At 66.6% G+C, this 22,128-nt stretch carries 23 protein-coding genes; 11 read left to right on the top strand and 12 right to left on the bottom strand.

The window, feature by feature from the left end:
• Nucleotides 1-5: 5 nt before the first annotated feature.
• On the bottom strand, nt 6-359 hold the full coding sequence (gene trxA, locus A5782_RS08415; RefSeq protein WP_067097799.1) for a thioredoxin: 354 nt from the start codon (nt 357-359) through the stop codon (nt 6-8).
• 198 nt (nt 360-557) lie between these two features.
• Between trxA and A5782_RS08410 the strand changes: the two genes are divergently transcribed.
• The 4 genes from A5782_RS08410 (at nt 558) to A5782_RS08390 (ending at nt 4,520) form a co-directional block, all read left to right on the top strand.
• A complete protein-coding gene (locus A5782_RS08410) occupies nt 558-2,384 on the top strand; it encodes an acyl-CoA dehydrogenase (RefSeq protein WP_067097796.1) in 1,827 nt (608 codons plus the stop codon).
• Nucleotides 2,385-2,467: 83 nt separating this feature from the next.
• On the top strand, nt 2,468-3,256 hold the full coding sequence (locus tag A5782_RS08400) for a DUF5666 domain-containing protein (protein ID WP_197694157.1): 789 nt from the start codon (nt 2,468-2,470) through the stop codon (nt 3,254-3,256).
• Between the two features lie 127 nt (nt 3,257-3,383).
• Nucleotides 3,384-4,121, top strand: coding sequence for a DUF5666 domain-containing protein (locus A5782_RS08395; protein WP_067097786.1), 738 nt, complete (start codon nt 3,384-3,386; stop codon nt 4,119-4,121).
• A 180-nt stretch (nt 4,122-4,301) separates the two neighbouring features.
• Nucleotides 4,302-4,520, top strand: a complete 219-nt coding sequence (locus A5782_RS08390; protein WP_067097784.1) for a ferric uptake regulation protein — start codon at nt 4,302-4,304, stop codon at nt 4,518-4,520.
• A 151-nt stretch (nt 4,521-4,671) separates the two neighbouring features.
• Here the strand turns inward: A5782_RS08390 and A5782_RS08385 are convergent, their stop codons facing one another.
• Both A5782_RS08385 and A5782_RS08380 read right to left on the bottom strand, forming a co-directional pair.
• A complete protein-coding gene (locus A5782_RS08385) occupies nt 4,672-7,608 on the bottom strand; it encodes an RND family transporter (RefSeq protein ID WP_067097781.1) in 2,937 nt (978 codons plus the stop codon).
• Entirely contained in the window at nt 7,605-8,027 is a 423-nt protein-coding gene (locus A5782_RS08380; RefSeq protein ID WP_197694159.1) for an MmpS family transport accessory protein, read from the bottom strand. The genes A5782_RS08385 and A5782_RS08380 overlap by 4 nt, the downstream gene beginning before the upstream one ends.
• Nucleotides 8,028-8,131: 104 nt before the next feature.
• On the opposite strand from A5782_RS08380, the gene A5782_RS26740 reads away from it, so the two are divergent.
• Nucleotides 8,132-8,413, top strand: coding sequence for a hypothetical protein (locus A5782_RS26740; RefSeq protein ID WP_067097775.1), 282 nt, complete (start codon nt 8,132-8,134; stop codon nt 8,411-8,413).
• A 100-nt stretch (nt 8,414-8,513) separates the two neighbouring features.
• Here the strand turns inward: A5782_RS26740 and A5782_RS08370 are convergent, their stop codons facing one another.
• From A5782_RS08370 to A5782_RS08340, 7 genes are read right to left on the bottom strand one after another with little or no spacing between them, the layout of a single operon-like run.
• On the bottom strand, nt 8,514-8,861 hold the full coding sequence (locus A5782_RS08370) for a metal-sulfur cluster assembly factor (RefSeq protein WP_067097772.1): 348 nt from the start codon (nt 8,859-8,861) through the stop codon (nt 8,514-8,516).
• Nucleotides 8,836-9,336, bottom strand: coding sequence for a Fe-S cluster assembly sulfur transfer protein SufU (gene sufU / locus A5782_RS08365; protein ID WP_156623857.1), 501 nt, complete (start codon nt 9,334-9,336; stop codon nt 8,836-8,838). The genes A5782_RS08370 and sufU overlap by 26 nt, the downstream gene beginning before the upstream one ends.
• Complete coding sequence (locus A5782_RS08360) at nt 9,333-10,595, bottom strand: cysteine desulfurase (protein ID WP_067097766.1); 1,263 nt, start codon at nt 10,593-10,595, stop codon at nt 9,333-9,335. Before A5782_RS08360 ends, sufU begins: the two co-directional genes overlap by 4 nt.
• Nucleotide 10,596: 1 nt before the next feature.
• Entirely contained in the window at nt 10,597-11,406 is an 810-nt protein-coding gene (sufC, locus tag A5782_RS08355; protein ID WP_067097763.1) for a Fe-S cluster assembly ATPase SufC, read from the bottom strand.
• Nucleotides 11,403-12,614 (bottom strand): Fe-S cluster assembly protein SufD, encoded by a 1,212-nt coding sequence (gene sufD, locus A5782_RS08350; protein WP_067097760.1) that lies wholly within the window; start codon nt 12,612-12,614, stop codon nt 11,403-11,405. Before sufD ends, sufC begins: the two co-directional genes overlap by 4 nt.
• A complete protein-coding gene (gene sufB / locus A5782_RS08345) occupies nt 12,611-14,059 on the bottom strand; it encodes a Fe-S cluster assembly protein SufB (RefSeq protein ID WP_067097757.1) in 1,449 nt (482 codons plus the stop codon). The genes sufD and sufB overlap by 4 nt, the downstream gene beginning before the upstream one ends.
• On the bottom strand, nt 14,056-14,883 hold the full coding sequence (locus A5782_RS08340) for a metalloregulator ArsR/SmtB family transcription factor (RefSeq protein WP_067097754.1): 828 nt from the start codon (nt 14,881-14,883) through the stop codon (nt 14,056-14,058). Before A5782_RS08340 ends, sufB begins: the two co-directional genes overlap by 4 nt.
• A 119-nt stretch (nt 14,884-15,002) precedes the next feature.
• Between A5782_RS08340 and mptB the strand changes: the two genes are divergently transcribed.
• The 4 genes from mptB to A5782_RS08320 all read left to right on the top strand — a co-directional run bounded on the left by mptB (nt 15,003) and on the right by A5782_RS08320 (nt 19,483).
• Nucleotides 15,003-16,709, top strand: coding sequence for a polyprenol phosphomannose-dependent alpha 1,6 mannosyltransferase MptB (gene mptB, locus A5782_RS08335; RefSeq protein ID WP_067097751.1), 1,707 nt, complete (start codon nt 15,003-15,005; stop codon nt 16,707-16,709).
• Nucleotides 16,706-17,677, top strand: coding sequence for an ABC transporter ATP-binding protein (locus A5782_RS08330; RefSeq protein WP_197694156.1), 972 nt, complete (start codon nt 16,706-16,708; stop codon nt 17,675-17,677). Before mptB ends, A5782_RS08330 begins: the two co-directional genes overlap by 4 nt.
• 77 nt (nt 17,678-17,754) lie before the next feature.
• Nucleotides 17,755-18,465, top strand: a complete 711-nt coding sequence (locus A5782_RS08325) for an ABC transporter permease (RefSeq protein WP_231986627.1) — start codon at nt 17,755-17,757, stop codon at nt 18,463-18,465.
• 76 nt (nt 18,466-18,541) lie between these two features.
• On the top strand, nt 18,542-19,483 hold the full coding sequence (locus A5782_RS08320; RefSeq protein ID WP_197694158.1) for a heme A synthase: 942 nt from the start codon (nt 18,542-18,544) through the stop codon (nt 19,481-19,483).
• Here the strand turns inward: A5782_RS08320 and A5782_RS08315 are convergent.
• Nucleotides 19,433-20,110 carry a hypothetical protein gene (locus A5782_RS08315; RefSeq protein ID WP_067097742.1) on the bottom strand — a complete coding sequence of 226 codons (678 nt, stop codon included), beginning with the start codon at nt 20,108-20,110 and terminating at the stop codon, nt 19,433-19,435. The two genes, A5782_RS08320 and A5782_RS08315, sit on opposite strands and share 51 nt — an antisense overlap.
• Before the next feature lie 19 nt (nt 20,111-20,129).
• On the opposite strand from A5782_RS08315, the gene A5782_RS08310 reads away from it, so the two are divergent.
• Nucleotides 20,130-21,104 carry a quinone oxidoreductase gene (locus tag A5782_RS08310; RefSeq protein ID WP_067097861.1) on the top strand — a complete coding sequence of 325 codons (975 nt, stop codon included), beginning with the start codon at nt 20,130-20,132 and terminating at the stop codon, nt 21,102-21,104.
• A gap of 24 nt (nt 21,105-21,128) precedes the next feature.
• Here A5782_RS08310 and A5782_RS08305 read toward each other — a convergent pair whose 3' ends face one another.
• Nucleotides 21,129-21,446 carry a hypothetical protein gene (locus A5782_RS08305; protein ID WP_067097739.1) on the bottom strand — a complete coding sequence of 106 codons (318 nt, stop codon included), beginning with the start codon at nt 21,444-21,446 and terminating at the stop codon, nt 21,129-21,131.
• Nucleotides 21,447-21,542: 96 nt separating this feature from the next.
• Here A5782_RS08305 and A5782_RS08300 point away from each other — a divergent pair, with 96 nt between their 5' ends.
• On the top strand, nt 21,543-22,118 hold the full coding sequence (locus tag A5782_RS08300; protein ID WP_067097737.1) for a TetR/AcrR family transcriptional regulator: 576 nt from the start codon (nt 21,543-21,545) through the stop codon (nt 22,116-22,118).
• Nucleotides 22,119-22,128: the final 10 nt, after the last annotated feature.

Raw genomic sequence — 22,128 nt, 5'->3', positions numbered from 1 at the left:
GGGGCCTATTCGGCCGGGCCGGCCTCGGCCGCGTCGAGGTCGAATGCGCGGACTTGCTGCACCAGGTCCTCCAAGGCGGCCGGTGGCAGGGCGCCGGGCTGGTTGAACAGCAGTTTGCCCTTCTTGAAGGCCATCAGCGTGGGGATGGACCGGATCTGGGCGGCCGCCGCCAGCTGTTGTTCGGCCTCGGTGTCGACTTTGGCGTGCACGATGTCGGGGTGCTTCTCCGACGACGCCTGGAAAGTGGGACCGAACTGGCGGCACGGACCGCACCAGGACGCCCAGAAGTCGACGAGCACGATGTCGTTGCCCTCGATGATTTCGTTGAACTTCTCAGCGGTGAGATCAAGTGTTGTCACGTTTGCTGTAACGCCCGGTGCTGACGTGATGTTCCCCGATGCGCCGGGAGTTCGGAATACGGCTGTCGGCACACGGGATCACCACCGCTGCGCGGCGCCCGTCGCGGGGCGTCGCTGGTTACGGTTGCGTACGTTTTCCCGCGTCCGACAGACTGTGCCTGACGATCCATCGCCTCGAGGACCAGTGAGGGAATCGCGTTGGGCCACTACATCGCTAACGTCCGTGACCTCGAGTTCAACCTGTTTGAAGTTCTCGATGTCGGCGCTGTCCTGGGCACCGGCGGCTACAGCGACCTCGACGAGGACACGGTCCGAACGATATTGGCCGAAGCCGCTCGCCTTGCCGAAGGTCCGGTGGCCGATTCCTTCGCCTTCGCCGACCGCAATCCGCCGGTATTCGACCCGGCCGAGCACAAAATCAGCGTGCCCGACGAGTTGGCCAAGACGGTGGCGGCGCTCAAAAAGGCCGGCTGGTGGCGGCTGGGCATGGCCGAAGAGATCGGCGGCATGCCCGCACCGCCGCCGCTGGCGTGGGCGGTCAACGAAATGCTCATCTGCGCCAACCCTTCGGCGAATTTCTTTTGTCTGGGCCCGTTCATGTCGCAGGCGTTATACGTCGAGGGCAACGAGCGGCAGCGGCAGTGGGCCGCCGAAGGCGTGGAGCGGGGCTGGGCGGCCACCAGGGTTCTCACCGAACCCGACGCGGGCTCCGACGTCGGCGCCGGCCGCGCCAAGGCCGTCGAACAACCCGACGGCACTTGGCACATCGAGGGCGTGAAGCGCTTCATCTCCGGCGGCGACGTGGGCGATACCGCCGAGAACATCTTCCATTTGGTGCTCGCCCGCCCCGAGGGCGCCGGCCCGGGCACCAAGGGGCTGAGTCTGTTCTACGTGCCCAAATTCCTGTTCGACCCGGACACCTTCGAGCTCGGCCCCCGCAACGGTGTTTACGTCACCGGGGTGGAGCACAAGATGGGCATCAAGTCCTCCCCCACGTGCGAATTGACTTTTGGTGCAACGGATGTGCCCGCCGTCGGGTACTTGGTCGGCGATGTGCACCGGGGGATCGCGCAGATGTTCACCGTAATCGAGCAGGCGCGCATGACGATTGGCGTCAAAGCCGCCGGCACGCTGTCCACGGGTTACCTGAACGCGCTGGCCTTCGCCAAGGAGCGGGTGCAGGGTGCGGACCTGACGCAGATGTCCGACAAGACCGCGCCGCGGGTCACGATCATCCATCATCCCGACGTGCGTCGCAGTCTGATGACCCAGAAGGCGTACGCGGAGGGGCTGCGCGCGCTCTACATGTATGCCGCCGCTCATCAGGATGATGCAGTGGCCCAACATGTTTCGGGTGCCGATCACGAAATGGCGCACCGAATCGACGATCTGCTGCTACCGATCGTCAAAGGGGTGAGCTCCGAACGGGCCTACGAGGTGCTGACCGAGTCGCTGCAGACGCTGGGCGGTTCCGGATTCCTGGCCGACTATCCGCTCGAGCAGTACATCCGCGATTCCAAGATCGACTCGCTCTATGAGGGCACCACCGCCATCCAGGCTCTCGACTTCTTCTTCCGCAAGATCGTGCGCGACCGGGGTCAGGCCCTTCAGTTCTTGACGACTCAGATCACGGCGACTATCGACGACTGTGACGAGGCGCTCAAGCCGACCGCCCAGCTGGTGCAGACCGCGTACGACGACGTGACGGCGATGACGGCTGCGTTGACGGGCTACCTGATGTCAGCGGCGCAGCACGCAGGCGAGATTTACAAGGTGGGCCTGGGATCGGTGCGTTATCTGCTCGCGGTCGGCGATCTGCTGATCGGCTGGCGACTGTTGGCGCAGGCCGACATCGCGCAGCGCGCGCTGGCGGACGGCGCGGGAAACGACGAATCGTTCTATCGGGGCAAGGTCGCGACCGCGGGATTCTTCGCCAAGAACATGCTGCCGAGGCTGACCGCGCTGCGCGGGGTCATCGAGACCCTCGACGACGACATCATGAAGATGGCCGAAGAAGCCTTCTGAGCGCCGCTAAATACACAGGTTGGACACAGGTTAAACGGGTAATCCATGACGTTGGCTTTAACCGACGAATGGAGAAAACGTTGATGTCTGCCAGCTGTCACATGCCCCGGCTCACTCGCTTCGCGGTATTCGCCGTCGCGGGAGCCACCGCATTGTCCCTGTCCGCCTGCGGCTCCTCGAACAAATCCGGCCCCCCGTCAACCTCGACCTCAACCTCGACGTCAACCGTCACGTCGACGGCCACCTCGTCCACCCCCAACGCCGAAGCGCGGGTCAGCGGTCTGATCGCCTCGGTGGCGGGCAACTCCATTCAGGTCACCAAAGAAGACAACGCGACCGCCTCAGTGAACTTCACCTCGACCACCAAGATCACCGAGGCCGTCCCGGCCGGGCTGCCGGACGTCACCCCCGGCAGCTGCGTCAGCGTGAAGCCGGCGGAGGGATCGGCGCCCGGGCAGTCGGTCACCGCCGCGTCGGTGAAGATCAGCGAGTCCGTCAACGGCGCCTGCCCGAAGCCGCCGCAGTCAGCACCCGGCGGTTCCACCACCACGCCGCCCTCACTGCCACCGTCGCAGGCCCCCGCGAAGCCGGCCTGGGTCCGGGGCTCGGTGGCGTCGGTTTCCGGTAACACCATCAATCTCACCAACACCGATCCCAGCGGCAACACCACGCAAACGACCGTTACGGTCGACGAGAAGACCAAATACAGCAAGCAGTCGTCCGCGAACACCGACGCGATCACGCCGGGCAAATGCCTGGCCGCGCGCGGAACCCAGGACAACGGTGGCGCGCTGCAAGCGACGAGCATCAATCTACGACAGGCCGTCGACGGCAAATGCGGCAAGCCCAAGCAGCCTGGCCAGGGTCACTGACCCCGGCTCCGCTGACTGAGATTGTCGCCACTCCCGCCGGCGCGGCGTGAAAACCGCGCCCGGCGGGGGTATTTGCTCAGGACGGCGAAACGTTTGATCGGAGATGAGTTCTGTGCCTGCCCTATCGTTGAAGACCAGGCGGACGCAGATCGCGCTCGGCGCAGTCATTGCTTTCGTCGCGGTGTGCGTTGCCATGTGCGGCCCGTCGCACGACGCGTCGAACAGCAGCGCGCCACGTGCCGTCACGGCCGTCCCGCCCAGCGCGGCACCCAACGCGGTGCCACCCGCACCACCAGGGCCTCCGCCGCCACCGGTCGGCAAGGACTACGTCGAGGGCATGGTGCAGTCGAATTCGGGTGGCACGGTAGCGCTTCGGACGCGGACCGGCTCGGCGACGGTGGACTACACGCCGCAGACCAGGGTCGTCGATGTCACCCCGGCGAAGCTGACCGATGTGACGCCCGGCAGTTGCGTGAACGTCCGCGCGACCCCGCAGAGCGCGCCGCCCCCCGCTGCGATCACCGCGCAGGCGGTGACGGTCACCCAGTCCGCCGACGGCAAGTGCCCGCCCCCCGCCGGGTTTTACGGGACGGTCGCCTCGGTCACGGGCAACACCATCGCCGTCAACGGTCTGGGCCCCGGCGGCCCGGGCGCCTCCACCAACGTGACCGTCGCCGACTCGACCTCATACCAGCGGCAGACGCCGTCGGACACCCAGGCGATCACGAACGGTAAATGCATTGGGGCGCAGGGAATTCAAGACGGTGGCGTGCTGCACGCGACGATGATCAGTGTGGAGACATGCCCACCGATGGGGCACCCGCACCACCACCTGCACCTGCCTCACCTCCCCTTCCACCTCTAGTGGCGATCGCCAGCGCGGCGAAGCCGGGCGCAGCGGGTCGCCACCATCTGATCTAGTGGCGATCGCCAGCGCGGCGAAGCCGGGCGCAGCGGGTCGCCACCTGTTTTGCGAAACGAAAATTGTTAGCTATCGATCTGAAACCAGCACCGATTTCGGGCCGCGGCGCGTATCCTGACCAGTATGGTCAAGACCAAGACCTGTGTGCATTGCGGCCACACGTTCGATCCGACCGCCCGACGGCGTGACCTATCCGATCCGGACTGGCTTCCGGCCGCAACGGCCTACTGTTCACATGAATGCAGTGACCGCTTCCATTGCGATATTGGGCATTGCTGCTCGACCCACGTCAAAGAGAAGGCTCAGCGCGAAGCCGCCATGGCGGCGCCGCACGAAACGTAGACCGGTCGCCATCAGGTCTCTTTGCTGAGCCGTTCCTCCTCCCAGTTCAATTCGCCCCGCGTTCTGGCCAAAGCCGGCAACCTTCGGCGCAATAGCGGGCACCGACGTGTACTACATAATCCGCAGTCGGCGGCGCGTACTGTGCCGGATGCTACGTCTGCGGATCCCGCGGGGCCTCGTGCCGGGGCTGATACAGCAGTGCACGAACCAGCGGGCGCGGACCGACGGACCGAAGCATCTGGCTGGCCGGACGGACCCGTACCCGCTTCGGCCACCAGAACCAGCGTCCCATCACCGTCATGATCGACGGCGTGATGAGCGATCGGACGACGAAGGTGTCGAACAACAGGCCAATGCCGATCGTCGTGCCGAATTGGCCGATCGCCCGCAGATCGCTGGTGATCATCGTGCCCATGGTGACGGCGAACACGACACCGGCGGCAGTAACCACCGGGCCGGTAACACCCATGCCTCGGATGAGTCCTGTTTTCAGGCCGGCTCCGATCTCCTCCTCGATTCGGGACACCAGCATCAGGTTGTAATCAGATCCCACCGCCAAGAGCACGATCAACGCGAATTCAGTTGCTACCCAGTGCAACTGGAAATTACCAAGGTGCTGCCAGATCAGGGTCGAGAACCCGAAGGCGGCCCCTAGCGACATCACGATGGTGCCGACGATGACACCCGCTGCGACCAAAGCTCGGGTGACGATCACCATGATGATGAAGATGAGCACGATCGAGGCCACCCCGGCGATCATCAGGTCGTACTTGGCGCCGTTGGCGATGTCGTAAAACGTCGCGGCCGTGCCGCCCATGTAGATGTCGGCGTTCTCCAACGAGGTGAGTTTCAGCGCCTCCTTGGCCGCTTGGCGTTCCTGATCGACGGACGCGATTCCCTTCGTCGTCGCCGGGTCCACGGCGTGGGTGATGATGAAGCGAGCGGCTTTGCCGTCCGGCGACACCATCAAGCTCAACCCCAGCTGGAAGTCCGGGTTCTGGAAGATCTCGGGTGGCAGGTAAAAGAGGCTTTCCACCTGAGAGTCGTTGAAGGACTTGCCCATCACGGCGTTCGTGTCGGTCAGCCGGTCGAACTGATCGATCAGACTGTCGAACGAACTGTAGATGGTCAGCGTCGTATCCCGGATCGACTTCGAGACCGCGATATTCTCGGGAATAATCGCCAGCAATTCGCGCGTGGCCGCAGCCGTGTTGGTGAGATCGTGGGTGAGATGGTGGAACTTTTCGGCCAGCTGATCGAACCCGTCCAGCGCGTCGAAGAGCGATCGTAGCGACCAGCAGATCGGGATGTCGAAGCAGTGCTTCTCCCAATAGAAGTAACTGCGAATCGGTCTCCAGAAGTCGTCGAAATCCGCGATGTGGTCCCGGATCTCGTCCGTGATGGCCGCCGTCTCCCCCGTGGTTTTCGAGCTGTCGTCCGCAGCGTTCGCGAGCTTCTGGGTCACCGCGTACTGGCGCTCCAACAGGGCGATCTGGGTGTCAAGGAAACCGGTGATCTTCTTGATGTCGCCGACACGGGCCTTCAGGTAATCGAGGTTGCTGCGGATCGGCGCGCTTTGCACACTGAGCTGGAACGGAATGGATCCGTCTTGAATTGGCGGGCCGAGAGGTCTGGTGATGCTCTGTACCCGTTCGATGCCGGGCACCCGGAAAATGGCGCCGGCAATCTTGTCCAGGACCAGCATGTCTCGGGGATTGCGCAGATCGTGGTCCGATTCGATCATCAGAAGGTCAGGGTTCATACGGGCCTGGGTGAAGTGCTGATCGGCCGCGGTGTAGGCCTTCACCGACGCAGCGCTCTCCGGCAGGTAGTACAGGTCGTTGTAGCGCGGAGTGAAGCCCATCAGGCCCAGGGCGCCGACGATCGCCAGGATGACGGAGGTCGCGAGGATGGGCGCCGGCCACCGCACGATGGCCGTTGCCAGACGGCGCCACCGGGTGTAGTTGAACTCGCGTTTCGGGTCGAAAAGGCCGAAGCCGCTTGCGAAGACGATCAGCGCCGGCGTCAGCGTGACCCCGGCGGCCACCACCACCAACAGACCCACGGCGCACGGAAACGCCAGCGAACTGAAGTACGGCAGCCGGGTGAATTTCAGACAGGCCAACGCCCCGACGATCGTCAAACCTGAGCCCAGCACCACCTTGGTGACACCGGCGAAGGTGTCGTAGTAGGCGGCTTCGCGGTCCAGCCCCCGTTCGCGGCCCTCCTGGTAGCGGCCGACCATGAAGATCGCATAGTCGGTGCCCGCCGCGATGGCCAGTGCCGTCAGCAAGTTGACGGCGAAGGTCGAGAGCCCCATGATGCCGGTTTCGCCCAGCAGCGCGACTACGCCGCGGCCAGTGGCCAGTCCGACGAACAGGATGACCATCGTCAGCAGCACCGTGCCGATGGATCGGTAGACGAACATCAGCATGATCGCGATGATGATGATGGTGATGATCGTCATCTTGGCCAGGCTCGCGTCGCCGACGACGATCGTGTCGGCGGTCAAGGCTCCCTGACCGGCGACGTAGGCCTTCACTCCGGCCGGCGGCTTGGAGTCCGCGACTATTTTGCGAACCGCGGCAACCGATTTGTCGCCGACGGCTCCGCCCTGGTCACCGCGCAGGTTGACCTGGACATAGGCGGCCTTGTGGTCGTAGCTCTCGACACCCGAGGACGTGAATCGCTGTCCCCAGAAATTCAGCGCATGCTCGACGTGTTCGTGGTCCTGCTGCAGCTTCTTGACCAGATCGTCGTAATACCGGTGCGCGTCCTGCCCGAGTGGTTTGTCACCGACCAGGGTCACCAGGACGAGGTTGTCGGAGTCGTACTCCTTGAATTTCTCCCCGATGTGCTTCATCCCGGTCACCGAAGGCGCATCGGATGGCGACAGCGGCACCGAGACCTCCTCGGCGACCTTCTCCAACTGCGGGACGAAGACGTTGACGCCGATCGCGATCAGCAGCCAGACCACGACGATCGGCAGCGCCAGGACGCGGATGGTGCGGGCCAGACGCGGTTTGCGCTCAACTTCGGTGCGCTGCGCGACGGGGATCTTGTCGGTGTCGCTCGTATCGTCGGTCACGCGGATTTGTCCAAGCAGGAAACCTGCGCGTCGCGGGTGTTGACCTGTTGTTGATCGACCAACTTGCCGTCGACGGTGATGCGGCAGCCGATGGAGGGACTGTCACCTTGGGCGACGACGTAGGCGAAGATGCCGGGCATCTCGGCGACGATCGTCTTCGACCACGGCAATGTGGTGAAGCTGGCCTTCTGCGGTAGTGACTCCGCATCCATCCAGTTGACGACGCCGGTAGTCCCGGGCGGTCCCAGGATTTCGTAGATGGCGGTCTTGGCCGCATACGGCGGGGTCGCATCCCGGGGATCGGGCTTGGACAGGCCGGGTCCTGGGAAAACGCCATTGAGTCGGATCACTGCAACGCCGCCGATGATCAGCGCCACGGCCACAACCAGCGGAACCCATGCCCGCTTGAGAAGTGTCAACACCGTGCCCCCCGATCAGGAATGCTCGACGGGCTGATATTAAGGCATCTCTTCGCATGCGCCACGGCTAGCCGAACGCCATAGCGGTCGAGTTGATTCCCGGGATGGCCACCAGATCGACGCTGCTGCAGCAGCAGCCAGACATCCTCATCTTTGCTGTGATGGTGTCGCTGCGCTTCATTCACCGCGACAACCTCGAATCCGAAGGCTACGGACGGTACCTGAGTCTGTTCACGAGTGCGGGTCCGGCGCGGCGCGAGGGGGAAATCGTCAGCGAGCACCAGTCATGGCATCCCACGACAAGATGGCGGTTCCCAGCGGGTGGAGACCTTTCGGGCATGCGGGATGGAAATTGCTGCATTGCAACGTCTTTCGTGGCGGCATAGAAAGACTCTGCACGCGAACCGCGATGGATCAGTGCCGTTGGTGCATCTGCCGCACCGCCCATTCGACATCTAGTGGCGCGCGCAGCGCGAAAAGCCTGACTCAGACGGTGAACCCGAGGGCGCGCAGCTGCTCGCGGCCGTCCTCGGTGATCTTGTCCGGACCCCACGGCGGGTTCCACACCCAGTTGATCCGCAGGTCGTCGACCAGACCGGCGCCCACCAGCGCGCTGCGTGACTGGTCTTCGATGACATCGGTCAGCGGGCAGGCCGCCGACGTCAGCGTCATGTCGATCAGGGCGACGGTTCCGTCGTCGCCCGCCTCGACGTTCAGCCCGTAGACGAGTCCCAGATCGACGACGTTGATGCCGAGTTCGGGGTCGACGACGTCACGCATCGCCTCCTCGAGGTCGGCAAGGAATTCGTCACCCTGTGCGGTGGCTTCGCTCATCTGTAACCTCCTGAAAGTCTGCTTCTTCGCCCGAATAAGCCTTGGCCAAAGCATCCTTGAACGCCATCCACCCCAACAGCGCACATTTCACGCGCGCAGGGTATTTGGCCACACCGGCGAAGGCGATCCCGTCACCCAGCACGTCCTCGTCACCCTCGACGGTGCCACGCGAGGACACCATCTCGGTGAACGCGGTGATGGTCTTGAGCGCCTCGCCGACGCTTTGACCGATCACCTGTTGGGTGAGCACCGAGGTCGCCGCCTGGCTGATCGAACAGCCCTGCCCGTCATAGGACACGTCGGCGACGGTGTCGCCGTCCTCGGACAGCGTGACCCGCAGGGTGACCTCGTCACCGCAGACGGGGTTGACGTGGAACACCTCGGCGCCGAATGGCTCCCGCAGCCCGCGGTGCTGCGGGTGCTTGTAGTGATCCAGGATCACGTCCTGGTACATCTGCTCGAGACGCAATGTCAGCCTCTCCCAAAGAAATCCAGAGCGCGGCGCACACCGGTGACCAAACGCTCGACCTCCTCGGTGGTGTTGTACACCCCGAAGGACGCCCGGGCGGTGGCCGCCAGGCCGAACCGGCGGTGCAGCGGCATGGCGCAGTGGTGACCGACCCGCACCGCGACACCCTCGTCGTCGAGCACCTGCCCGACGTCGTGTGCGTGGACGCCTTCGACGACGAAAGACACCGGCGAGGCGCGGTTCTCCGTGGATGCCGGGCCGACGATGCGCACGGCGTCGATACCGGACAGCCCGTCGATGGCGGCGGCGACCAGTTGATGTTCGTGGGCCTGCACGGCCTCCATGCCGATGGCGCCGAGATAGCGGGTGGCCGCACCCAAGCCGACCACCTGCGATGTCATCGGAGTGCCGGCCTCGAACCGCTGCGGGACAGGCGCGTAGGTGGACGCTTCCATGGTCACGGTCTCGATCATCGAGCCGCCGGTCAAAAACGGCGGCAACGCCGAGAGCACCTCGCGGCGCCCGTACAGGACACCGATACCGTTGGGGCCCAACATTTTATGCCCCGAGAACGCGGCGAAGTCGACGTCGAGCGCGTGGAAGTCGACGGGCTGGTGCGGCACCGACTGGCAGGCGTCCAGCACGGTCAGCGCGCCTACGGCCCTTGCCCGGCTGACTAGTTCGGCCACTGGGGCCACCGCGCCGGTGACATTCGAATGATGGGTGAAGGCGACGACTTTGACGCGTTCGTCGAGTTCCAGGGAGTCGAGGTCGATGCGCCCGTCGTCGGTGACGCCGTACCAGCGCAGGGTGGCGCCGGTGCGTCGCGAGAGTTCCTGCCACGGAACCAGATTGGCGTGGTGCTCGAGCTCGGTGGTGACGATGACGTCACCCGGTCCGACGGCACGCCCGAAACGCTTGTCTCCCAGCACATATGAGACCAGGTTGAGCGCCTCGGTGGCGTTCTTGGTGAACACCAGCTCTTGCGCGTCGGCACCCACGAATGCCGCGATGTCGGTACGCCCCTGCTCGTAGGCGTCGGTGGCCTCTTCCATCAGCTGGTGCGCGCCGCGGTGCACGGCGCCGTTGGACGTCAGCAAGAACTCCCGCTCGGCGTCGAGTACCTGCAGCGGCCGCTGCGACGTCGCGCCGGAATCCAGGTAGGCCAGCGGGTTTCCGCTGCGCATGACCCGCTTGAGGATCGGGAAGTCGGCACGGATGGCCGCGACATCCAGGGGTGAAACCGCCGCCGAAGGTGTAGCCATGTCAGGCCCCGGTTGCCGCCGCTTGGGTGAAGCGGACGTAGCCGTTCTGCTCGAGTTCGTCGGCCAGCTCAGGACCGCCGGACTCCGCGATGCGCCCGCCGACGAACACGTGCACGTATTCGGGGTGGATGTAGCGCAGGATGCGGGTGTAGTGCGTGATCAGCAGGACGCCGCCCCGCACCGGCTGGCCGGTGCCGTCGTCCCAGCCGGCCTCGGCGTAGCGGTTCACGCCCTCGCTGACCACTCGCAGCGCGTCGACGTCGAGTCCGGAATCGGTCTCGTCGAGGATGGCGATCTTGGGCTTGAGCAGTTCCAGCTGCAGGATCTCGTGGCGCTTCTTCTCGCCCCCGGAGAAACCTTCGTTGACGCTGCGCTCGGCGAAGGCCGGGTCGATTTCCAGCGAACCCATCGCCGTCTTGACCTCTTTGACCCAGTGCCGCAATTTGGGGGCCTCACCGCGCACGGCCGTCGCCGCCGAGCGCAGGAAGTTGGACACCGAGACGCCGGGCACCTCGACGGGATACTGCATGGCCAAAAAGATTCCGGCCCGGGCGCGCTCGTCGATGCTCATCGCCAGCACGTCCTCGCCGTCCAGGGTGATGGAGCCCGAAGTCACCGTGTACTTGGGGTGGCCGGCGATGGCATATGACAGCGTCGACTTGCCCGAACCGTTGGGGCCCATCAGGGCGTGGGTCTCACCGGATTTCACCGTCAGGTCGACGCCCTTGAGAATGGGGATCTCGCGTTCGGAGTCGGCGGCGTTCGGGTTTACGACGCTGACGTGCAGGTCTTTGATTTCCAGAGTGGTCATGAGGCTGTTGTTTCCGTCTTTTCCGTTAAGGCCAGTTCGTGTTCGATGGCTGCGGTCAGGCGTTCGCGTATCTCGGGCACCGCGATCTTGGAGATGATTTCGGCGAAGAAGCCGCGGATCACCAGGCGGCGCGCCTGCTCCTCGGGGATGCCGCGGGAGCGTAGGTAGAACAGTTGCTCGTCGTCGAAACGGCCGGTGGCACTGGCGTGTCCGGCGCCGACGATCTCGCCCGTCTCGATCTCCAGGTTGGGCACCGAGTCCGCGCGTGCCCCGTCGGTGAGCACCAGGTTGCGGTTCACCTCGAAGGTGTCGGTGCCGGCGGCTTCGGCGCGGATCAACACGTCGCCGATCCAGACGGTGTGCGCGTCGGGCAGCGCGGATTCCGGATCGCCTTGCAGCGCACCCTTGTACAGCACATTGGACTTGCAGTCGGGCTGGGCGTGATCCACCAGCAGCCGCGACTCCAGGTGCTGCCCGTCGTCGGCGAAGTACAGGCCCAGCAGCTCGGCGTCCCCGCCCGGGGCGGTATACCGCACGTTGGCGGTCATCCGCACCACCTCGCCACCGAGCGTGACGGCGACGTGGCGCAGCACCGCGTCCTTGCCCAGCTTGGCGTGCTGCATGCTGACGTGCACGGCGTCGTCGGCCCAGTCGGCAAGCCACACCACGGTGAGCCGGGCGGCGTCGTCGACGACGAATTCGACGTTGTCGGCCAAGGTCCCGCTGCCCCGGTGGTCGATGACGACGACCGCCTCGGCGAGCTCGGATACCCGAATCTGCAAGTGCCCGTAGGCCACCGCGCCCGCACCGGGACCGGTGACGGTGACGCCGATCGGCTCGGCGATGCGGGTGTCGCGCTCAACGGTGACCAAGGTCGCCGAGTTGAACGACGAAAACGCTTGCGCCGCAACACGGTCGGTCGGCACGCCACCCTGTCCGAGGCGCTCGTCACCGCGGCGCACGGTCTCCACCCGCAGGCCGGGCTGCTCACTGACGCTGATCTCGGCCTTGCCGGTGGCGCGCGCCGAGCCGTCGTGCAGGCCACGCAGCCGGCGCAACGGGGTGAACCGCCAGATTTCGTCACGGCCGTGCGGGACCTCGAACGCGTCCACATCGAACGAGGAGAACAGCTCCCCCTTATTCAATGCAGCAAGCGAACTCCCCTTCGACGGCTTCTCCAGAGCTGAGGTCAGATTGTCGCCGGTCATCCGACGGCGCCCTCCATCTGCAACTCGATCAGCCGGTTGAGCTCCAGCGCATACTCCATCGGCAGTTCCTTGGCGATCGGCTCGACGAAGCCGCGCACCACCATGGCCATCGCCTCGTCCTCGGTCAGGCCGCGGCTCATCAGGTAGAACAGCTGGTTCTCGCTGACCTTGGACACGGTGGCCTCGTGGCCCATGGTGACGTCGTCCTCGCGGATGTCGACGTAGGGGTAGGTGTCGCTGCGGCTGATCGTATCGACCAGCAGCGCATCACATTTCACGCTGGAACGCGATCCGTGCGCACCCTTGTTCACCTGCACCAGGCCTCGGTAGGAGGTGCGGCCGCCGCCGCGGGCCACCGACTTGGACACGATGTTGCTCGACGTGTTCGGCGCCAGGTGCAGCATCTTCGCACCGGTGTCCTGGTGCTGGTCTTCGCCGGCGAAGGCGACCGAGAGCACCTCACCCTTGGCGTGCTCGCCGGTCATCCAGACCGCCGGGTACTTCATGGTGACCTTCGATCCGATGTTGCCGTCGATCCACTCCATGGTGGCACCGGCTTCGGCGCGGGCCCGCTTGGTGACCAGGTTGTAGACGTTGTTCGACCAGTTCTGGATGGTCGTATAGCGAACGCGCGCATTGGGTTTCACGATGATCTCGACCACCGCCGAGTGCAGCGAATCCGACTTGTAGATGGGAGCGGTACAGCCCTCGACGTAGTGCACGTAGGAGCCCTCATCCGCGATGATCAGCGTCCGCTCGAACTGACCCATGTTCTCGGTGTTGATCCGGAAGTAAGCCTGCAGCGGGATGTCGACGTGCACGCCCTTCGGCACGTAGATGAACGAGCCGCCGCTCCACACCGCGGTGTTCAGCGCGGAGAACTTGTTGTCCCCGGCCGGGATCACGGTGCCGAAATACTGCTGGAAGATCTCCGGGTGCTCCCGCAACGCCGTGTCGGTGTCCTGGAAGATGACGCCCTGCTGTTCCAGATCTTCACGGATCGAGTGGTAGACGACCTCCGACTCGTACTGGGCCGCGACACCGGAGACCAGCCGCTGCTTCTCGGCCTCCGGGATGCCCAGCTTGTCGTAGGTGTTCTTGATGTCGGCGGGCAGATCGTCCCACGTCGCCGCCTGCTTCTCGCTGGAGCGCACGAAGTATTTGATGTTCTCGAAGTCGATGCCGTCGAGGTTGGAACCCCACCCCGGCATGGGCTTGCGATCGAAGATGCGCAGCGCCTTGAGCCTGGTCTGCAGCATCCACTCGGGCTCGTTCTTCTTCGCCGAGATGTCGCGGACCACGGCCTCGGACAGGCCGCGCTGGGCGCTGGCCCCGGCGACGTCGGAGTCCGCCCAGCCGTAGCCGTACCGCCCCAGGGAGGCGATCGCCTCTTCCTGGGTCAGCGGCGCGGTCGCCGTCTTGCTGGCCTCGGGTGTGAGTGTCATCGAGACGCTCCTTTGATGCTCGTGGTGTCGGTCATGTGGCGCCGCTCCTCCTCATCGCTGCGCTCTGCATCGTCGACGGCGCGGCGCGGGCTGGCCGCCGTGCTGGATGCCTGAGTCAGGGGTACGTGCGTGGTGCAGGCGCAATCGCCGTTGACGATGGTCGCCAACCGCTGGACGTGGGTCCCCAGCACCTCGGCCATGGCCTGCTGTTCGGCGTCGCACAGCTCGGGGAATTCCTCGGCGACGTGGGACACCGGGCAGTGGTGCTGACAGATCTGCACGCCGTGAATCGGCCCACCGACCTGCGTGGTGGTGGTGACGTAGCCGGCCTTGGTCAGCGCGGTGGCGATCCGGTCGGCGGCGGCTTCGACGTCGCTGTCCGCCGCGCTGTCGGCGGCGGGAACGTCGGCCAGAATGGCGTCGATCCGTTGCCGGGCGAACGCCTGCACCGCCTCTTCACCACCGATCTCACGGAGTTGCCGCATGGCCGCCGCCGCCAGGTCGTCGTAGGCGTGGTCGAGCTTCGCCCGCCCGGCCGCGGTGAGCCGATAGCGCTTGGCGGGACGCCCGCGTCCCACCTGCTGCCACGCCGCGGGCGCCGTGGACTCGGCATCGCCGGCCTCGATCAGGGCGTCGAGGTGGCGTCGCACACCGGCGGCCGCCAGGCCCAACCGGTCACCGATCTCGACGGCGGTGATCGATCCGGATTCCAGCAGCAGTCGCACGATCGCGCGGCGGGTGTGGCCATCCGAGGTACCGTCGACGGCGCCGGTACCGGCGACGCCGACCCCAGCGGCCCCATCGAGGCTGGTTCGGATTTTCACAACACCAGTGTGACGCAATTCCGGGGATCGGTCCACCAAGGGTCCCCTGTCCTGGCGTTGCGCTGCTCACACCAACGGCGAGGCGCTGACCCTTTCCATCCGGCGGCTACGCTGCTCTGATGGCAGCCCGCCACCACACGCTGAGCTCGTCGATCGCGAGTCTGCACGGCGACGAGCAAACAGTGGGCTCGCCGCTGAACGATACCGAGCTCACCGCGCTGCGCCGCACCCGCCTGTTCGGCGCCGCCGGCACCATGGTGATGGCGATCGGCGCGCTGGGCGCCGGCGCCCGGCCCGTGGTGCAGGACCCCACCTTCGGGGTGCGGCTGCTCAACCTGCCGTCGCGGATCCAGACCGTGTCGTTGACCATGACCACGACGGGCGCGGTCATGATGGCGCTGGCATGGTTGATGCTGGGCCGGTTCGCGCTGGGAAACCGGCGGATGTCGCGCGGCGACCTGGACCGCACCCTGCTGCTGTGGGTGCTGCCGCTGTTGATCGCCCCGCCGATGTACAGCAAGGACGTCTACTCCTATCTGGCGCAAAGCCAGATCTCCCTGGAGGGGCTTGACCCCTACCGGGTGGGCCCGGCCTCGGGGCTCGGCCTGTCCCACATCTTCACGCTGTCGGTGCCGACGCTCTGGCGTGAGACGCCCGCACCCTATGGGCCGCTGTTCTTGTGGATCGGGCGCGGCATCTCGGCGATCACCGGGGAGAACATCGTCGCCGCGGTGCTGTGTCACCGGTTGGTGGAGCTGCTGGGGGTGGGACTGATCGTGTGGGCGACACCGCGGCTGGCCCGGCGCTGCGGGGTCGTGGAGGTCAGCGCGCTGTGGCTGGGTGCGGCCAATCCGCTGCTGATCATGCATCTGGTGGCAGGCGCGCACAACGAGGCGCTGATGCTGGGGCTGATGCTGGCCGGGGCGGAATTCGCGTTGCGCGGCATCGATGCACCGCGCCTGCTGCCCGCGTCGTGGAAGCGATTTGGCCCGGACTGGGAACCGCTGGGGATGCTGGCGGCCGGCGCTGTGCTGATCGTGTTGTCGTCGCAGGTGAAGCTGCCGTCGCTGCTGGCGCTGGGCTTCGTCACGATGGCGCTGGCCTACCGCTTCGGTGGCACCGTGCGCGCCCTGCTGCTGGCGGGCGGCGGCATGGCGGCGTTGTCGCTGGCGGTGATGGCGCTGGTGGGGTGGGCCAGCGGCCTCGGATTCGGCTGGATCTACACGCTGGGCACCGCCAACGTGGTGCGCAGCTGGATGTCGCCGCCGACGTTGCTGGCGCTGGGCACCGGGCAGGTGGGCATCCTGCTTGGCCTGGGCGATCACACCACCGCGGTGCTGGGGCTGACCCGTGCGATCGGCGTGCTGATCATCACGGTGATGGTCGCCTGGTTGCTGCTGGCCGTCTTGCGCGGCCGGCTACACCCGATCGGCGGACTGGGTGTCGCGCTGGGCATCACGGTGCTGCTGTTTCCCGTCGTGCAGCCCTGGTATCTGCTGTGGGCCATCATCCCGCTGGCCGCCTGGGCGACCCGTACCGGCTTCCGCGTGGCAGCCATCGTCATCAGCCTGGTCGTCGGGATCTTCGGCCCGACGGCCAACGGCGACCGGTTCGCGCTGTTCCAGATCATCGACGCCACCGTGGCCAGCACCGTCATCGTGGTGGTACTCATCGCGTTGACCTACACCCGCCTGCCGTGGCGTCGCCCGCCGGTCGAGGGCAACGAATCGAACGGCCAACCGGGCATCGACACGGCGGCACCGCCGAAGACTCCGCCGACCCCCCGACCGGCCCCGGCGCGTGACGCCTACGCTGATTCCACGTGAGCTCGGCCTGTCCCGTCCGCGAATCGCGCGAATCCCCTGACACAGTGGTGCGGCTGCGCGGGGTCACCAAGAAATACGGATCCGGCGCGACCGCCATCGAAGCCGTCTCCAACCTCGATCTCGAAGTGCACGCCGCCGAGGTGCTGGCCCTGCTCGGCCCCAACGGCGCGGGGAAGACGACGACGGTCGAGATGTGCGAGGGCTTCGTCCGCCCGGACGCCGGCACCATCGAGGTGCTCGGCCTGGACCCGATCGCCGACAACACCCGGCTGCGGGCACGTATCGGGGTGATGCTGCAGGGCGGCGGCGGCTACCCCGCGGCCCGCGCGGGAGAAATGCTCAACCTGGTGGCCGCCTACGCCGCCGACCCGCTGGACCCCGCGTGGCTGCTGGACACGCTGGGCCTCACCGACGCCGCGCGGACCACCTATCGCCGGCTCTCCGGCGGCCAGCAGCAACGGCTGGCGCTGGCGTGTGCGCTGGTCGGCCGCCCCGAGCTGGTGTTCCTCGACGAGCCCACCGCGGGCATGGACGCCCACGCCCGCCTGCTGGTGTGGGAACTGATCGACGCCCTGCGCCGCGACGGTGTGACGGTGGTGCTGACCACGCATCAGCTCAAGGAAGCCGAGGAACTCGCCGACCGGCTGGTGATCATCGACCACGGGGCGACGGTGGCCTCGGGCACGCCGGCGGAGCTGATGCGCAGCGGGGCCAAGGACCAGTTGCGGTTCAGCGCACCGCCGCGCCTCGATCTGTCCCTGCTGTCCTCGGCCCTGCCGGAGGACTACAAAGCCACCGAGGTGACGCCGGGCGAGTACCTGGTCGAGGGTCACGTCGACCCCCAGGTGCTGGCGACCGTCACGGCCTGGTGCGCGCGGATCGACGTGCTGGCCACCGACATGCGCGTCGAGCAACGCAGCCTCGAGGATGTGTTCCTCGACCTCACCGGCAGGAAGTTACGGCCTTGACGGACAACAAGACTGGATCGAGCGTCTTCCCCCAGGGCACCTTCGCTCCCGACCCGCGGCCCAGCGCGGTGCCGAAAATGCTTGCCGCGCAGTTCGGTTTGGAGCTCAAGCTGCTGCTGCGCAACGGCGAACAGCTGCTGCTGACCATGTTCATCCCGATCACGCTGCTGGTCGGGCTCACGCTGCTGCCACTCGGCTCGTTCGGCCAGCACCGCGCGGCCACCTTCACCCCGGTCATCATGGCGCTGGCGGTGATCTCGACGGCGTTCACCGGGCAGGCGATCGCGGTGGCCTTCGACCGGCGCTACGGCGCGCTCAAGCGGCTGGGGGCCACCCCGCTTCCGGTGTGGGGCATCATCGCGGGCAAGTCTCTGGCCGTGGTCACGGTGGTGTTCTTGCAGGCAATTCTGTTGGGCGCCATTGGTTTTGCGCTCGGCTGGCGACCCGCGCCGGCGGCCCTGGCCCTGGGTGGGGCGGTCATCGCGCTGGGCACCGTGGTCTTCGCCGCCCTGGGACTGCTGCTCGGCGGGACGCTGCGCGCGGAGATCGTGCTCGCGGTCGCCAACCTGATGTGGTTCGTCTTCGCCGGCCTGGGCGCGCTGACCCTGGAAACCGGGATAACCCCGACGGCGGTCAAGCTGGCGGCACGGCTGACCCCGTCGGGCGCGCTCACCGAGGCGCTCTCGCAGGCCATGACCATGTCGGTGGACTGGTTCGGGGTCATCGTTCTGCTGGCGTGGGGCGCGGTGGGCGCACTGAGCGCGCTGCGCTGGTTCCGCTTCACCTGACGGGTCGGGCGGGCTCGCGACCGCCGTACTACAAGCCGTAGTTTCGGTGGCTTAGGATCGGGCCGTGCTTGGACGAATGCTGTTGCGGTTGGTGGACCTGCTCCCCCATCCCAGTCTGGGCGTCCAGCGCCTCATCGCTGTGGCCGTCATCCTGACCCAGGGCGGTATCGCCGTCACCGGCGCGATCGTCCGTGTCACCGCCTCGGGGCTGGGCTGCCCCACCTGGCCGCAGTGCTTTCCGGGCAGCTTCGTTCCGGTGGCCCACGCCGAGGTGCCGCGCATCCACCAGGCGGTCGAATTCGGCAATCGGATGGTCACCTTCGCCGTGGTGATCACCGCGGCGCTGGCCGTGCTGGCCGTGACCCGGGCGCGGCGACGGCGCGAGGTGCTGGTCTATGCCTGGCTGATGCCGGTGTCCACCGTCGTGCAGGCGGTGATCGGCGGCATCACCGTGCGCACCGGCCTGCTGTGGTGGACGGTTGCCATCCACCTGCTGACATCGATGACGATGGTGTGGCTGTCGGTGCTGCTCTACATCAAGATCGGCGAGCCCGACGATGGAGTGGTTCGCGAGCGGCTGGTCAGGCCGCTGCGCGCGCTGACCGTGCTGTCCGGCCTGAACCTGGCCGCGGTGCTGGTCACGGGCACGCTGGTGACGGCCGCCGGTCCGCACGCGGGTGATCGCAGCCCCACCCGGACGGTGCCGCGGCTGAAGGTCGAGGTCGACACCCTGGTGCACGTGCACTCCTCGTTGCTGATCGCCTACCTGGCGCTGCTGGTGGGGCTGGGCTTCGGGTTGCTGGCGGTGCGTGCCGCCCGGCCCGTCCTGTTGCGGCTGGCGGTGCTGCTGGTGCTGGTGTTCGCCCAAGCCGCCGTCGGCACCGCGCAGTACTACACCGGGGTTCCCGCGGTGTTGGTCGCCCTGCACGTGGCCGGGGCCGCGGCGTGCACCGCGGCCACCGCGGCGCTATGGGCGTCCATGCGAGAGCGGGCCGAGCCCGCGCCGCTCGCAGGCTGACTCCACCGCGACGGCGAACCGGCGCTGGGCGAGATCGCGGGCCGCGGGGTCCAACCGGTGCCAGCCCAGCGCCGGCGCAACCAGGTCGAGCCCTACCAGCCGATCGCCGGCCACGTCGGCACGCGCGTACAGCAGCTCTCGGGCGTCGACTGCAGCGCGGTCGGCGGCCGACGCGAGCGCGGCGTAGCCGAGGTCCCACGACTCGAACTCCGGCTCGACCGGCCAGGCGTGCGACTGCTGTCCGCCCAGGAAGATCAATGCCGCCTGGGCGCCGGACCGGGCCGGCGGCCCGTCAAGCACCGTGGGCACCCCGTCGTTGTCGAGGTCACGCAGATACCGCTCATCGAGGTTCCAAGCGACCGCATCGGGCGGGTTGAGCAGGTGGCGCACCCGCCGGATCCATGCCAGGAATTCGTTGCGCCGATCGGTTTCGTCCGGGGCAGCCCGCAGGATCACCAGATCGGCGTTGGCGGTTTCCGGATCGTCCCAGGACAGCCAGCGAGCGTGCAGACCACGCTGACGTAGCGCGGGCACCAGCCCCGCGTCGTCCGGGTCGCCGCCGGGGTGCGGCGGGCAACCCGCCAGCACGATGCGGGGGTGGAAGACGTCCGGGCGAGCGAGTTTCATGCCCGGGCATGATAAGCAGATGCACGCAATCGAAGTCAGCGAGACCGGCGGCCCCGAGGTGCTGCGCTACGTCGATACGTCACAGCCGGCGCCCGGACCGGGCGAGGTGTTGATCAAGGCCGAGGCCATCGGTGTCAACTACATCGACACCTATTTCCGCTCCGGCCAATACCCCCGCGAGCTGCCCTTCATCCTGGGCTCCGAATTGTGCGGCGCCGTCGAAGCCCTCGGTGACGGCGTCGACGGGTTCAGCGTCGGCGATCGTGTCGCCAGCGCCGCGGCTTCCGGCGGTTATGCCGAATATGCCACGGCCCCAGCGCATTTGACCGCCAAGCTGCCCGACGGCGTGACCGCCGCCGTCGGGGCCTCAGCCCTGCTGAAGGGTCTGACCGCCCATTACCTGCTCAAGTCGGTGTATCCGGTGCAGGCGGGCGACACGGTGCTGGTGCACGCCGGCGCCGGCGGTGTCGGCCTGATCCTGACGCAGTGGGCTCACCTGCTCGGCGCGCGGGTGATCACCACGGTCTCGACCCCGGAGAAGGAGCGGGTGTCCCGGCACGCCGGCGCCGACGAGGTGCTCCCCTACCCCGACGACGCGAACGAATTCGGCGAGCGGATTCGCTCGTTGACCGGCGGCGCCGGGGTGGCCGCGGTGTACGACGGCGTGGGCGCGACGACCTTCGACGCCAGCCTCGCCAGTCTCGCCGTCCGGGGCACGCTGGCGCTGTTCGGCGCGGCCAGCGGACCCGTGCCGCCGTTCGATCCGCAGCGTCTCAATGCCGCCGGTTCGGTGTTTTTGACCCGCCCGTCGCTGGCCCATTTCGTCCGCACCGGCCAGGAATTCAGTTGGCGGGCAGAGGAATTGTTCGCCGCGATCGCCGGGGGCGACATCACCGTCGAGGTCGGCGGACGCTACCCGCTGGCCGATGCCGCCCGCGCCCATCAGGATCTGCAGGGCCGCAAGACAGTTGGCTCCGTTGTGTTGGTGCCTTAACTGCCGACCGACAACAGCCCGGGATTAGCAGCCCGGCCCCGCGGTTCGGGGCGGATTCGGCAGACCGAGAACGGAGTTGAGACGGTAAGCACCACCGCGACCATGGAACACCGCCATCAGCAGCACCCCGACGAACAGGCCGGTGATGCCGGCGATCGCATGAGTGGGCAGATCGGCGCAGTAGCCGATCGCTACCGCCAGCGCTAATCCGGCAGTGCCCGCCACAGCGTTGCGCAGCGCGCCATTGCCCCAGACGTTCGGAAACTGTTCACCGACCAGGCCTTTGACGAAGTGCGGGACGGCGTTCGCGCCCATCAGACCCGCGAGAGCAGAAAGCAGCATTGTGAGCCACACGGCGAATTACCCCATTCAGTCAACAGTTGTAGGCCGAAAATACAACGCCGGTCGCACTCGAGTCAACAAACGTAGACTGAACACATGAGTGCCGGTCGCACCAGCCGCGCTGAGCAGCGTGAGCGCACGCAATCCCGGATCCTGTCGGCAGCACAGACGTTGTTCGCCGAGCTCGGCTACGACAGGGCCACTATCCGCGCGATCGCTACCGAGGCGGGAACCGATCCCGGGCTGGTGATGCGCTATTTCGGATCTAAAGAGAAGCTGTTCGCGCGGGTCGCGGGGTTTGAACAGGACCAGCAGGTGACGGGGGCACCCGAACAAGCCGCCGAACAGTTGCTGGCCGCCCTCGAGAACAAGCTCGCCGAGGAGCCGATCGATGCGCTGGCCGCGATCCGATCCATTTTCACCCACCCCGATGCCACCGGCGAAGTGCGATCAGCCATGGTCGCTCGTCAACGACAGGCTGCCCACCACATGGCCCCTGACGACGCAGAGCTGCGCGCCGGTCTCATCGGGGCACTCACTATCGGCGCAGTCATCGGGCGTCACTTGCTGCGATTGGACGGCCTGCGAGACGCTGCGCCGGAACGGATCACCGCGTTGTTGCGGACCGCCTTCCACGACATCGCCTATGGCACACCCGCAGACCGCTCCTGACCGCACACGC

The sequence above is a fragment of the Mycobacterium sp. 852002-40037_SCH5390672 genome, assembly GCF_001665875.1.
GTDB lineage: Bacteria > Actinomycetota > Actinomycetes > Mycobacteriales > Mycobacteriaceae > Mycobacterium.
The sequence above is the reverse complement of the archived record's forward strand: the minus strand, read 5'-3'. Positions and strand labels throughout refer to the sequence as shown.

Bases quoted from the DNA above. Each gene is read 5' to 3' on its own strand.
- A5782_RS08400 (WP_197694157.1), top strand. From the start codon at position 2,468: ATGTCTGCCAGCTGTCACATGCCCCGGCTCACTCGCTTCGCGGTATTC.
- A5782_RS08390 (WP_067097784.1), top strand. From the start codon at position 4,302: ATGGTCAAGACCAAGACCTGTGTGCATTGCGGCCACACGTTCGATCCG.
- A5782_RS26740 (WP_067097775.1), top strand. From the start codon at position 8,132: ATGGCCACCAGATCGACGCTGCTGCAGCAGCAGCCAGACATCCTCATC.
- A5782_RS08370 (WP_067097772.1), bottom strand. From the start codon at position 8,861: ATGAGCGAAGCCACCGCACAGGGTGACGAATTCCTTGCCGACCTCGAG.
- A5782_RS08360 (WP_067097766.1), bottom strand. From the start codon at position 10,595: ATGGCTACACCTTCGGCGGCGGTTTCACCCCTGGATGTCGCGGCCATC.
- sufC (WP_067097763.1), bottom strand. From the start codon at position 11,406: ATGACCACTCTGGAAATCAAAGACCTGCACGTCAGCGTCGTAAACCCG.
- sufD (WP_067097760.1), bottom strand. From the start codon at position 12,614: ATGACCGGCGACAATCTGACCTCAGCTCTGGAGAAGCCGTCGAAGGGG.
- sufB (WP_067097757.1), bottom strand. From the start codon at position 14,059: ATGACACTCACACCCGAGGCCAGCAAGACGGCGACCGCGCCGCTGACC.
- mptB (WP_067097751.1), top strand. From the start codon at position 15,003: ATGGCAGCCCGCCACCACACGCTGAGCTCGTCGATCGCGAGTCTGCAC.
- A5782_RS08325 (WP_231986627.1), top strand. From the start codon at position 17,755: ATGCTTGCCGCGCAGTTCGGTTTGGAGCTCAAGCTGCTGCTGCGCAAC.
- A5782_RS08320 (WP_197694158.1), top strand. From the start codon at position 18,542: ATGCTGTTGCGGTTGGTGGACCTGCTCCCCCATCCCAGTCTGGGCGTC.
- A5782_RS08315 (WP_067097742.1), bottom strand. From the start codon at position 20,110: ATGAAACTCGCTCGCCCGGACGTCTTCCACCCCCGCATCGTGCTGGCG.
- A5782_RS08310 (WP_067097861.1), top strand. From the start codon at position 20,130: ATGCACGCAATCGAAGTCAGCGAGACCGGCGGCCCCGAGGTGCTGCGC.
- A5782_RS08305 (WP_067097739.1), bottom strand. From the start codon at position 21,446: ATGCTGCTTTCTGCTCTCGCGGGTCTGATGGGCGCGAACGCCGTCCCG.
- A5782_RS08300 (WP_067097737.1), top strand. From the start codon at position 21,543: ATGAGTGCCGGTCGCACCAGCCGCGCTGAGCAGCGTGAGCGCACGCAA.